At 32.1% G+C, this 13,786-nt stretch carries 7 protein-coding genes; 4 read left to right on the forward strand and 3 right to left on the reverse strand.

Annotation, left to right across the window (positions count from 1 at the left end; all coding sequences use genetic code 11):
• Window positions 1-576: 576 nt before the first annotated feature.
• Window positions 577-1,378 (reverse strand): IS5 family transposase gene (locus O1449_RS08675; RefSeq protein WP_269238065.1). Its coding sequence is split into 2 segments (ribosomal slippage): window positions 577-1,113 and window positions 1,115-1,378, totalling 801 coding nucleotides; the frame shifts between segments, so codons are not numbered across the junction.
• Between the two features lie 122 nt (window positions 1,379-1,500).
• Here O1449_RS08675 and O1449_RS08680 point away from each other — a divergent pair.
• The 4 genes from O1449_RS08680 (at window position 1,501) to O1449_RS08695 (ending at window position 9,523) form a co-directional block, all read left to right on the forward strand.
• Window positions 1,501-2,196, forward strand: coding sequence for an IS1 family transposase (locus O1449_RS08680; protein WP_269238066.1), 696 nt, complete (start codon window positions 1,501-1,503; stop codon window positions 2,194-2,196).
• Between the two features lie 955 nt (window positions 2,197-3,151).
• A complete protein-coding gene (locus O1449_RS08685; protein WP_269238067.1) occupies window positions 3,152-4,759 on the forward strand; it encodes an AAA family ATPase in 1,608 nt (535 codons plus the stop codon).
• Window positions 4,756-5,751: a hypothetical protein gene (locus tag O1449_RS08690; protein WP_269238068.1), complete on the forward strand. Its 996-nt coding sequence runs from the start codon at window positions 4,756-4,758 to the stop codon at window positions 5,749-5,751. The genes O1449_RS08685 and O1449_RS08690 overlap by 4 nt, the downstream gene beginning before the upstream one ends.
• 10 nt (window positions 5,752-5,761) lie before the next feature.
• Window positions 5,762-9,523, forward strand: coding sequence for a hypothetical protein (locus tag O1449_RS08695; RefSeq protein ID WP_269238069.1), 3,762 nt, complete (start codon window positions 5,762-5,764; stop codon window positions 9,521-9,523).
• A 335-nt stretch (window positions 9,524-9,858) separates the two neighbouring features.
• Here the strand turns inward: O1449_RS08695 and O1449_RS08700 are convergent, their stop codons facing one another.
• Together O1449_RS08700 and O1449_RS08705 are read right to left on the reverse strand one after the other, a co-directional pair.
• Window positions 9,859-12,096 (reverse strand): DEAD/DEAH box helicase, encoded by a 2,238-nt coding sequence (locus O1449_RS08700; protein WP_269238070.1) that lies wholly within the window; start codon window positions 12,094-12,096, stop codon window positions 9,859-9,861.
• A gap of 60 nt (window positions 12,097-12,156) precedes the next feature.
• A complete protein-coding gene (locus O1449_RS08705) occupies window positions 12,157-13,353 on the reverse strand; it encodes a site-specific integrase (protein WP_269238071.1) in 1,197 nt (398 codons plus the stop codon).
• Between the last annotated feature and the right edge of the window lie 433 nt (window positions 13,354-13,786).

The following is a 13,786-nucleotide window of genomic DNA, read 5'->3' on the forward strand; positions in this document are numbered from 1 at the left end:
TCACCCCCATACCCAAGTCGTCACTTGAATTTGAGTAACTACAGGAAATTCTATCTTTAAAGTCTTTATGCAACAAAACCAATTAAAAATAATGTTGATTTCATTTGCTTACCAGAATCTAAAAACAAAAAACCACTTACGATTAGTACACGTAAGTGGTTGTTTTATATGGTGGGCCCAGACAGACTTGAACTGTCGACCAACGGATTATGAGCGGAGACAATTATTCATAATTTTATTAATAAAAACAATGTGTTGATTCATAGTATATTTCAAAAAATCAACCTTTACAATATGACCGCAATCAATTTCTTAAGTTGAAGAAAAGTAAAGTTTTTAGTCAGTTCGTGATGAACTTGAGCGAATTAGCTGCTTTGATAGACTCAAGAAAAATAAGCTATTTTTTGTTCAAAAAACTCACAAAAACCGCAAAAAGCCCGCTGTCCACTGCGGTCACGCAAAAATAGACCGCAGAAATGTAATGAGTTTTTATAGACCGCAAAGACCATGCTTGCTTTGTGTACAAAGTAGTTGACCGCAAAACTGGGCCATCAAATAGATATTATGTCTAAGAACCTATCCAGAATATTTTCTATGCAAAAGTAGCCTTAAAAAGGCTAAATTAATGAACTGAAGGCTCGTATTTAGGTGCTTTTCACAGTTTTTCCAAAGCCTTCTACATTTTTCTAACCAAGCAAATGATCTTTCCACAACCCAGCGTTGTGGTATGACTGCAAATTTATGTAATTCACTTCGTTTAGCAACTTCAACTCGCGCTCTGATTAAATCATTAACAGCCAAAGAAAAGGGTTCGCCTGTATAACCACCATCAACAAGTACAACCTCTACATTTTGTAAGGTGTCTCTATGTAAAGTTATGGCATCTAATGCACCTTGACGATCTGTTTTATCTGCTGTCGTAATAAATATTCCATGAGGCAGACCTTGAGTATCAACAATGATATGTCTTTTAATCCCTGAAACTCTTTTACCAGCGTCATAGCCTTTATTACGTGCGGTATCTGTGTTTTTTACACTTTGTGAATCAATGATGATAAAGCTCGTTTGTTCTTTCCGTCCATTGTTGATACGGGCCTCGCCAACCACATTTTTTTAAAGCTTGCTCAAGTATGCTAGGTTCAGTTTCTGATGGTTTTCTATTCCAAATTGAGAAGTAATAATGCACAGTGCTTTTAGGTGGAAAGTCTCGAGGAAGCATACTCCATTGACATCCACTTTTTAGAATATAGAGCAAGGCGCAAAACACTTCATAGACATCAACGACTCTTGGACGTGTTTGTTTTCTTCCGCTCAATAGTAACGGTTTAATTTCTTTAAAGGCTTCTCGACTAATGTCGCTGGGATATGGTTTTCTCATGGGGGAGAATTTAACAAATTATTTTTCCAATTGCCAAAAAAGAATGAAATTAGGTGGTGTTCTAAAAAGTATGCTCATAAGAAAAGGAGGCAACGAGGAACAATTCAGCTATATTTAAATGTGTGAAAATCGAAATAGAACTTCATTGTCCTCGATGCCAGAGTACAAGTATAAAGAAGAATGGCATTAAACACGATGGTAAGCAAAACTATCGTTGTAAAGAATGTAATAGGCAGTTTGTGGGTGACCATAATTTGACGTATTTAGGCTGTCATTCAAAAGCGGTCAAATTGATTTTGCTTATGCTTGTGCGATGTTGTGGCATTCGGGATATTGCAAAGATTACGAGGTTTAGTATTGGCAAGATACTTAAAACGCTTACACAATCAAATCATGAAGTAATTCCTCAAAGAACTCATTATAAATGCTTGGAAGTTGATGAATTTTGGACATTTGTAGGCAACAAGAAAGATAAGCATTGGCTACAGTACGTCTATGATAGAAGTAGCGGAGAAATAGTGGCTTTTGTATGGGGAGGAAGAGATGCTCATACAGCACAAAGGCTAAAAAACCGTTTAGAAGAACTGGGTATTACTTATGATTGTATATCGAGTGATCATTGGGAAAGTTTCATCAAAATTTTTAAGCCGGACCAAGAAGGGAAATATTATACAGTCGGGATAGAAGGAAACAACTGCCAATTAAGACACCGCATAAGGCGAGCAGTAAGAAGAACATGCTGTTTTTCGAAGAAGGTATTGAATCATGTAAAAGCTTTTAATCTTGGATTCTTTTACATTAACCACAGTTTTGTATAGTGATGTTAAAATGATCAGCATACATTTTGAAACACCACCTGAAATTAATATTGGATAGGTTCTAAAATATTTTTGTAGCTATTTCATACTGTAACTCAAATAATTATGAAGTCTAGTATAATAGGTTCACCATGCACACAAACTATTAATGACATCCGTAAATAGAAAAATGATAAAGAAACTCCCCCTACACTCTTCACAACAATCTGATGCTGCGTAATACAACTACCAAATTTTTCTCCTCACCTAGAAAAATCCCCTACAAAAATTCTGCAATATCGTGCAGAAATCCGTTACTTTAAGGTTGAGCTTCTATTGAAAACACGAAAGATGAATGTAACGGATTTGTGGACATTAGCGATGTGATTAAATATTTTTGACCACCTTAGTCAGTTAACACGTCTTCAAGCTTAGCCTTACACATAGAAGTCATAACGGAGCAAGAAAAAATGAGATTTTAGTTTTAAAATAGGAGGATATCGATTTCAAATGGAAAACCATTAATTTAAAAGACAAAGTTGAGAATACAAAACGTCTAATATCCTTAACAGATTATATCGAAACTAAACTAAAGAAATTACGTAAATAGTCTGACGCTGTTTTTGTGTTTTCAAGTCATCTTTCAGAAAATGATCAAATAGTCAATCCATACAAAGACTTTTATAAAGCTTGAGATAATCTACAAATTGATATCACTATACATGGGTTAAGGAAATCATTTGAGATACTTTCTGGATGGATTAAGCTCCCCTAAAGGCATTACTCATCAAATTAGTGGCCATAAGGCAGATTTAATTAATGAAAAACACTACACGGTCAGGCCTATGGATATGCTTCGTATGCATATGCAGAGTTTTGAAAACTGGATTCTTGAAGAAGCTAAATTACTATGTGAGTGAAAAATAATGAAATATGCTATTCTAGTATACACTAATATAATATTCTGGAGATCTTAATGGGCTTATTTGGGACACCAAGCATACTGCATGGTGAAATGCCTTTAATGTTATTTCATTTCAAGACTCCAGAAGACAGCCGAAACTTTGTAGATATAATCGTTCCTGATTGTAAATATTATATTATTTTAGAAGCTTCCTATTGGGATGATTTTGGTTATAAAACAATTTTTGATATCACAATTAAAAACAACTCAAGTCAAGAAACATACAAATTAGGATCATGTAAAATTGGCTACTTTTTTCAAGGCGGTATTGGAGAAAAAGCGTATTCAACCATCGAAAACCCTAAGATAAAGGGAAAAATTTTAGAAAATATAGATAATGATTTTTTTTCTATGGGAATAGATCATGAATATTATGAAAATATTAATGAAATATTTCACAATAATCATAAACTAATTTTTCATTACTACGACTCCTTAAATGATGTCGCGAAAAATAGACATATCCTCCATAAAGCATTAGAACATGACGTTTTTGTACGGTCTTTTTTAAGATCAACATCGTATGAAAACATAACAGATCAATTTTCTGCCATTATAGAAAGAAAAAAGATAAATGATGTAATGGGAATCACATTAAAGTTTTATGATCGTGATGATTTGGATTTTTATATTTCTGAGCGAACAAAATTTAAAAATAACATAAAGGTACTCATTGGTAGTAATGGATCTGGTAAATCAGAATTACTTAACAAAATTGTTAACGACTATGTTAACGGACACGCTGAAACTAATGACATTAAAAATATAGTTTTAGTATCATTTAGTCCTTTCGATAAACTAGAAGGATATAAAGGTTATTTAAAAAATAAAAATCCTCTAAAAAGTGTAAGACTAATAAGTTTAAAGAATGAAAGAGACATTACTAGAGGTATTGATTTAAAAAATGAATTTATTGAGAGCCTAGGAAATTGCTTATTTAGTACTGCAAAAAAAGAGCTGTTGATAAAATTATTAGATATAATTTCTAGTGATTATATTTTATATGATTTTAAATTTAAACAATTGATAATTGAATTAGATATAAAAAATGTAAATCAACGAGAGCTAAGTAGAGTAAAAATTGTTAAATTATTTGATATTCTAAGTTCAGGCCATAAAATGGTAATTTATACATTGTTTAAATTAGTCGATCTTGTTGATAGAAATACTTTAGTTCTTTATGACGAGCCAGAATTATATTTACACCCTCCTCTGTTGTCAGCATATATTAGAGCATTCGCAGATCTTATGATTTATACTAATGCTATGGCTATTATTACGACACATTCCCCAGTTGTATTACAAGAAGTACCGAAAAAAGATATAAAAATTATAAAACGAATAAATGATATTCAAACTTATGAAGATGTGGAATTAAATACATTTGGAGAAAGAGTAGATATTCTCACTAATGAGATTTTTAAACTCGAAGTATATGAATCTGGGTACTATAAATTATTATTTGATTTTTTTCAGAAAAATAAAAATCAGATATATAGTATAGATGATGGTTATCGAATATTTATAGAGGAATTTGATAATGAATTAGGCTCAGAAGCAATTAATGTAATTTTATCAATATTAGAAACTTACTTCAAAAACAACAATGGATTTCAATGATGCGTTATCTTGATGAGCCAAAATTATATAACCCATCAATAAAATATCAACCAAAGCTATGTAGTGATATAGGTTTATTTGAATATTGTGTTAATCGAAGTGGTAGCAAAAATTTATTATATCAAATTTACACTAATGATATTTATACCGATTTAAAAATATTTAGTTTTAAATATAGATTAATGGCTTCAGCAGGAACACTATATTACTCAAGGATTAAAAAACACCACTATTTTAAAGAATTTTACAATATTAATAAAAGCGATTTTCTTGAACTTTATTCAAAAAATAGAAGTAAGATACACAGAAATCATCCAATTCAACAGTTAATGGATTTATGCAAGGATAATAACAATAATCAATGTTATTATTGTGGTGCTAAAGATTTTGAAAATATCGATCATTTTTTACCAGAAGGAAATATTGATTCTAATTTTGACCTGTTTTTTCCACAATTATGTGTAATGTCATACAATTTAGTACCTAGTTGTGGAACATGTAATCGAAAAAAATTAAAACATGTAGGAAAATATGTTACTGAAACATTTATACACCCATATTTCAGTAGCTTTTTAAATGATAATTTTCTAAATTGTGAAACATCTTTTCGTTATAATAATGAGCCCACTTTTTCGTACACTGTTAGTTATCCAAATAACTGGCTACTCAGTCAAAAAAAACGTGTCGAATGGCAATTAGATAGATTAGATATTTTAAATCGATATTCACTTAAAGCATCCAGTAACTTAAAAAAAAATCTGCTTGAATATCAAGAAATTTTGAAAATTGACGGTATTCATGCACTAAAGATACATTTAGATCGTCGAGCTAGGTCAATAGCTGGATATTTAGGACTAAATAATTGGGAAAGATTAATGTATCTTTCTCTATCTAACAACATTCATAGATTCTCAATTTACTTGAGAAACACAGCAAATGCTCCAACTAAAGCTTATTTAAATCCTTTAGATATTAATAAACTTAGAAATTAGGTAAACTTAAATGATCAAACCAAATTGGGATACATTTTCTTCAAAATTCTCAACAGACAAAGAATCAACCTTCGAATGGTTTGCGTACTTACTTTTCTGTCGAGAGTTTAATCTACCTAAAGGTTGGTTTGGTTACAAGAATCAGTCAGGTATTGAAAAGAACCCTATTTCACATAATGGTGAGGTTATTGGATTCCAAGCAAAATTTTACTCAACGTCACTTTCAGATCATAAAAAAGATTTTATTGAGATGTTGGAAAGATCAAAAAGAGATTATGAGGATATATCCAAAATTTTGATTTATACCAATCAACTGTGGGGACAGGGCCAGATAGAAGTTGATGGTTCAAAAAAAATGACAATGCCTAAAACCTTAACTGAGATAACGAACAAATCTACTGAGCTAGGTATAACTCTAATTTGGAGAGAAGCATCATTTTTTGAATCAGAGTTTGTTGCTTTAGAACATGATGATTTATCTAGATACTTCTTTACAAAAGAACAACTTCTTGGTTGGCAACGTTTTGATGATTGGTCAAATACAAAAGCAAGTATAGAAGAGCCTTACTTTGTTGATGATGATATAAAGGTTATTACTCCACAAAATAGGAATAATAGTGAACTTAATGTTGTAAGTGGTATCAATGCGATTCGAGATAAACTTTCAACTGCTAGTACTTCTGTAAGACTAGTAGGTTTATCTGGTGTAGGAAAAACACGTTTCGCACAAGCGTTATTCGATGATCGAATTAGTGAAAATAACTTAGATGTTAGAGATGTCTGGTATTGTGATATCGGTGACTCACCAAATCCACTTCCTGAGCATTTTATTGAAGAATTAAAATTAAAAAAGAAGCCCTTTATTCTAATTGTTGATAATTGTGGACAAGATACTCACTCAAATTTAACGAAGAAAATTCAGAATACTGAAATTTCACTTTTAACTATTGAATATGATGTAAAAGATGATCTACCAGAAAGAACTGATGTCTATAAGCTTCAACCAAACAGTACAGATATTATTCAAAAAGTAATTGAACGACATTATCCTGATGTCAATGATATAAACAGACATAAAATTGCTGATTTTTCTGGTGGAAATTATCGATTGGCATTAGCTATAGCTTCAAATATTGAGAAAACTGATAACCTAGCAATACTTACTGATAGTGAATTATTTGAGCGACTATTTTGGCAAAAAGGTCGACAAAATGAGGAGTTATTTAAAATTGCGAAGAGTTTTGCTCTCGTCTATTCCTTTAATATCGAAGATAGCGGTGAAGAAAACTCTGAATTGGATTTTTTATCTAACTTTGCAAGAGTAGACACATATAGTGCGATCGAAGCAATAGAGATGTTAAAAAGTAAAGATATCGTTCAACAACGTGGCGTATGGCGAGCTATTTTACCTCATGCACTGGCAAATCATTTAGCTAAAGAGTTAATTGCTATAAAGTTAGTTAATCAACTAGATAAACTAACTAAGTCAATGCCTGAACGTTTACAGCGATCTTTTATTAAACGTCTGAGTTATTTTCATGATCTTCCAAAAATTAAGGATTTAGTCACTTTATGGTTCTCTAATGAAGGCTTCCTTGGAGAAAAAATTCTAACTGGAAATTATGATGCTCAAGACTTAGTAAAAATAAGATTATTATCACAAATATCTGAAGACCAACTTCTTAACTTATTTGAAAAAAAACATGATTTAGATCCAAATTTTTTAACACGTGATAATCCATATTTTGTAGAAATTTCTCAGTTAATTAGAGATTTAGCTTATCAAGAGCATAACTTTGCAAAAGCATTTCATTTGCTTGTTTATTTTGCTAAGGATGAAAAAGAGAATGAACGCAATAATTCTATTATGGATTTATTAACATCTTTATTTAGACTGCGTACATCTGAGACTTTAGCCAATTTAGAACTAAAAAAAGATGTTCTTACTACATTGCATACCAATGAACAAAATTTGCCAATCTTATTATGTTGTCTATCAAAAGCCTTAAACTTCCGTGAGTATGGCTATCTTATTCGTGGGTCTAATGAAAGTGGAAAATCATCTGATTATGGCTATCAACCAAAAACTTATGGTGAAATTTGGTCATGGACTGAGTTTTTACTTGAAATATTAAATAAGTTGGATCAGCAAGGTGTTGCGCAAGCCCGAAAAATTTTTGTAAATAATATTAAAGATATTATATGGACATGTGGTAAGGTTGATTTCGTAAAAGCATATTTAGAAAAGTTCAGTAAAAGAAGTTACTTCTCAGAGGCGCATACTAAAATTTTAAATATCCTTAAATTTAATGAAGAAGAATTGAATACTAATGCTCCAGAATTATTATCAGATTTGGAAAATCTAGAACGGTCTTTGAGACCTACAAAGGATAATTTAACTGAATTAATCAAATCATATATTTTAGTATCTGATCATGATTTATATAAAATGACTAAAAAAAATGATGATAAATATGCAATACAAATACCAGATTTTGATAACTATGAAGATCTAGTAAGTCATATTAGTAATGAATTAACGAATGTAGAGAAACTAATAGAAAATCTTGATCTACTAATTAAAGCGAATGCTGGATGGATGCAAAATAATTATCTAATAAAGTTAGGAGAAGCTAGCTCAAAAACATTTTTTGATATAAATCAGTGCATCATTTCTTTAAAAGATATTAATATTGATAAATCAATGCGTTCTTCTGAGTTTTTATTAGGTCTGTTAGTCGGTTTTAAGAATAATTCATTAGATGATTTTTATGTCTTAATAGAATTTATGAGGCAGAATGATAGCTTTAAAAATACTATTTGCTTATTGTTGATTCAAGCATGTCAAAATGATGATGATTTCCAATACTTTAGTCAGTTAATCATTGATAAAAAAATTGATGTTCTGAATTTCCCAAGATTGTCAGCAAATAAATATCATAATAAAATTAGTAATAGTCAATTTGAAATCTTACTCGATGCATTGATTTTTGTAGGAGCAACTGATCAAATTAGATATGAACTTGTAGAAGAATGTTTTTTTCAAAAAAAATTAAATAGTAAATATGTAGGTATTCTCTTAAGTGAAATTAAGACAATACTCAAAAATGATAATTTGTACGATCATAGTGAAGATGCTTTAGAATACTTATTTACTTTTGATGAACCGCATAGAATTAAAATTCTTGAAGCAGTAAAAAGCTTGTTTAATGATGAGAAATATATTTCTATACATCGAAACTCAAAAAACTTTAAGTTATTAAAAATTTGTGTTGAAAAGTGTACAAATTTATTTATTTCTCTTCTTTTACAAGATCAAGAATTTTTGAATAAGTTTTGGAGTAATGATCTAAGAAAAGTTCTCGTTTATGCAAATCAGCAAAGTGTTTTAAATTGGATCGATCATGATCGAGATAGATTACAATTTTGGATAGAAAATTCTAACTTATTTACTATTCAAGATAATGGTCAAATCTTTTGGTTAGATTTACTGTTGCACTTACTAGACTTAAGTGATTCTGCTCAAAATACTTTAGATCAAATTATTGAAACAAATATTTTCACTTTACGTTCAGCTTCGGGAAGTTGGTCAGAGGAAATGAAACGAAGATTACCATCTATTACCGCCTTAAAAGATAAACTAAAGATATCACACTTAACTCTCTTGCCATTTATTGACTCAAAAGAAAAAGAATGGTTAAAACGTATAGAAGTTCAATCAGCAATAGATGATCAAAATACTAAATTAAAAAATGAGAGCTTTGAGTGGTGATATGAAGGCTAGATCCTAAATATGGATATAGCCTTTGTTTTTCAGAGCATTTACCCTATATTAGTTGTACTAATTGAAATTGTATGATTCATAATAATAACCTTATACATACGATTATAAAAATAGAAAAACTCCCCCTACACTCCTCACCATAATCTGATGCTGCGTAATACAACTACCAAATTTCTCCCACACCTCGAAAAATCCCCCCACAAAAATTCTGCAATATCGTGCAGAAATCCGTTACTTTCAGATTGAGCTTCCATTGAAAGCACGAAAGATGAATGTAACGGATTTGTGGACATTGGCGATGCGACTAAGTATTTTTGGCTACCTTAGTCAGTAAACACGTCTTCAAGCTTAGCCTTACGTATAGAAGCCTTACCAGTATAGGCATCGTAGGTTCTACCATCGATCATAAGTGGCTCTTTAAGCGTAATGTATTGCCCCTGCCATGCTTTTAGATGCAGATACTCAAACCCACCAATAGCAATACCCTCAAATTCAAGGTAACGTCTCTCTGGCTTATTCTTGTTACGGTCTTTGACTTCAAAATATGTGGCAATAAAGTTAAGTGCTTTGCCGTTATCAATTACATATGATTCTGACTCATAATCATAACGCATCCCCTTGATGAGATTAGCCTGAATAATAGACTTCATAGGCAGTTGCGTCTGTTTCTGTACCGCCTTGATGGTGCTGCATAAGAGTTTACTTGCTTGTAAACCATTCAGGCGATGTCGATTCTCTAGGTACTTTTCTGGACTATAAGTATAAAACTGCTTCACAAGATGTCGAACAAATTCATTTTTTGCATAGCCATCTGCTACTTTTGCAACGACATTGAATTTTTTCTGTATAAGAATTGCTTGTATATCATGTAGATTCCCAATATTTTGGGCTAAATACACGATTTCATTTAGAATTTTAGCCACCTTATCAGGGTAAGCGACCTTACCACCAGTAAAAAGCGCCAAATCATCGATATAGTCTTCATCTTTCTGTTTGTGCTCAACAAACTTAACTGCTATTTCTTTGAGTGATTTAGGCTTATATAGACCATTCTGAAAATGCTCCAAAAATATTTTGAGCGCAGGATTAATGCTTTCCAAATAGGCTTTGTCCGCATTTACCTTTTGTTCATCAAAAAATTCCTTGATGTAGTGTGGCGTAGCAGTTGTATCCTCAATAAATGTAATTTTACTATTAGGCAAAAACTGTTTGATACGCCATGCCATATATTCAAAACTACTATAAAAGTAACCTGTATCCATCAAATATAACGCTGAAACAAGACTGGCAATATTTTGTATAGATTTGCTTTTATATACAGTAAAAAGCTTACAATCAAACCAGTCTAGAAAGCTTTCATTCATTCGACTCACTTTGTCATAAATATTTGCATTCTCGTTATCTTGTAAATCGAATTTATAATCTGCTGCAAGGCTCGCCAAAGCTTCTGCAATCTTATTGACACGAGTAATAAAGTCATTCAGCTTTTTTAGATGCTTCTGATGAGTTTGTTCGGGCTTCACATTTGACTGAGGAATCCCAGTGTGCAATAGAATATGACAAGGAACATTTGCAAGCCTTAGTCTGCCGATGAATTGAACCAATTCTTCTACATGAGCCTGTTTGCCAAGAATAAATACTGAATCTATTTCAATCTCAGGATTATTCAGATTAACAGCCTCATCCATAATCGATGTTGTAAATACAATATCTACTCCTGTCGGAATTTTCTGAGTTTCGAAAATCTCCTGAACATCTTTATTACCTTTAGTTTTACTATGAACTACAATGCACTTAAGCTTGTATCGCTGCTCAAAATAACGTTTAAAATTTTCGCACTTTTCTCTTGAATTCACCCTGACAATCATCGTTTTACAACACTTTTTATCGGGTAAATGTGCTGATGCCTTTAGCAGTTGATTCACTCTCTTTTCAATCACAGCGATCGCAGTGTATTGGTCTCCGTTACATAAAGAGGTCACTTTAATATGACGACTAGGAGGATTTTCATGAGAAATCACATACTCATGATCTACTCCAATATTGAGTTGAGAAAATAGAGCATCTGTTTTGGTTGCGGTTAACAACAGGATAGATGGGATTGAACGTTTTTGTAGATGCCAAATAATAGGGTTCAAAGCCTCATCCCGAAATGCACCTGCCGCATAAATCTTGTGTGATTCATCAATAACCAGCAAAGCACTTTTCTTTTGAGATTCTGACAAGAGGTTGATAATTTTTTCAAACTTATCGTAAGTTGCAACGATGACACCATTAAATTTACGAATGTTCTCGTCAGGATTTTCATTTGCACAAAAAAATAAATATTCAGATTTTAATGAGCCTTTGACTGAATATTCATTTTGTAACTCCATGACTTTTGCCTGAGTCGGAACAAGAATAATGACGAGTTTGTATTGAGCTTTTAACTCCTCCATCGTATATGTCGTTTTACCTGCACCTGTTGGGGCAACCAAAAAAGTCGATTGATTCTGAATAATTTTCATTTCCAAATCAGACAAATATTGATCTTTCTTCAATTTGAATACTTTTTTAGACATGAGAAATCCTTAGGGTATATCGCAAAGCGGTATACCCTGATAAATAATAAAAGTTAGGAGTTAGCGGTTTGGACGAGCGCTGTTGATACGTTCAGCAAGCATTTCAGAAGCGTTACGTAACGTATCCTGACGTAGGTGTGCATAACGCTGAGTCGTTGTTGGTGAAGCATGACCTAATAAATGCTGTACCACATAAATGTCACAACCATTGTTTACAGCCATACTGGCAAAGTTATGGCGTAAGTCATGAATACGAAAGTTTGTAATCTGGGCTGCATCCAGAATCTTCTGGAATGTTTTCCGTATATCATTGAAAGGCAATCCTGTTTTGGGATTAGCAAATACATACGGATATTTGCGTGACATTCTTCGGATGATCTGCTGTGCTTCGCTGTTCAACTGAATAATACGTGGCTTTCCAGACTTATTCTCATTAAGCCTCCAAAGATGATTGCTTTCATCAAGATCATCCCATTTGAGATGAATCACTTCGCCTTTACGAGCGCCTGTGAGCAATAGCATTTCCACAATACAAACGATAATTTGATTATCGATGCCGTAAGCCATTGGATTGGCGAGCACTGGCATAAATCGCTTTAGCTCTTCATCATCAAGATAGCGTTCAATTTGGTTTCGCTCGATCAGCTTTTTTACACGGCTCATTGGGGATTGATCAATAAGCTCACGCTCAAAGGCAGCGTTAAACATACTGCTTAACAGTGCCCTTGAGCGATTTACTGTTGCATTGGAACGATTTTCTCCTTTAATTTCAAGCATCAAATCATTCAGCATCGCAGCAGTAATATTATTTAATTGCTTATTTCCCAAAAAAGGTTCTATATGATTCTTGAATCGAGAAACATCATCTTTCCAAGATTTTTTATTCAACTTCGCTATAGGTAAATAAATCTTGTAAAAGAAAACGCTAAGTGTGGGAATATTTTCAATTCGAGCCTTTTCCTCTAATGGATTGATACCCTTTCTAAGTTGATCTCGAAAAGTTAATGCAATATTTATCGCTTGCTGCAACGAAACTTCAGGATATTTACCTACTACTGTACTGATCTTTTTACCGTTATGTACTCCTCGAAATAAAAAGGTTTTGCTTGCTTTTGACACAATAACTTTTAATCCTTGTGCGGCAGGAACGGAAAATTCAACTTTGGCTTTTCCTTCTGGCAGCATTAACTGATCAATATTAAACGGCTGTACCATACCTAAAGGTATATTCATACCCATTGAAAACGGTTTATTCATAACTTTTCCTCATGAAAAAAGGCACGCCTATCCCTGATCGCAAAACCATATAAGGGGCAATTGGGGGGATAGGTGTGTCGAAGAATTAAATTTTTAAGTTGAATATTTCAACTATTTTTAAGTGATGTTGATATTTTAGTCATATTCCTTACCATTGCTAATTAACAATCAAAAAAATAATATGTGTAGAAATAAAAATTAAATACGTCAAAATGTATAATAAAATTAAAAACCCATATACACTCAAACCAAAAAAATCCCACCACAAAAACAAACAATTTACAGATGCCATGCCAATATAACATCTGTAAATCTAATCTAATCTAATCTAATCTAATCTAATCTAATCTAATCTAATCTAATCTAATCTAATCTAATCTAATCTAATCTAATCTAATCTAATCTAATCTAATCTAATCTAATCTAATCTAAT

It is taken from the genome of Acinetobacter sp. TR3, from assembly GCF_027105055.1.
Taxonomy (GTDB): domain Bacteria; phylum Pseudomonadota; class Gammaproteobacteria; order Pseudomonadales; family Moraxellaceae; genus Acinetobacter.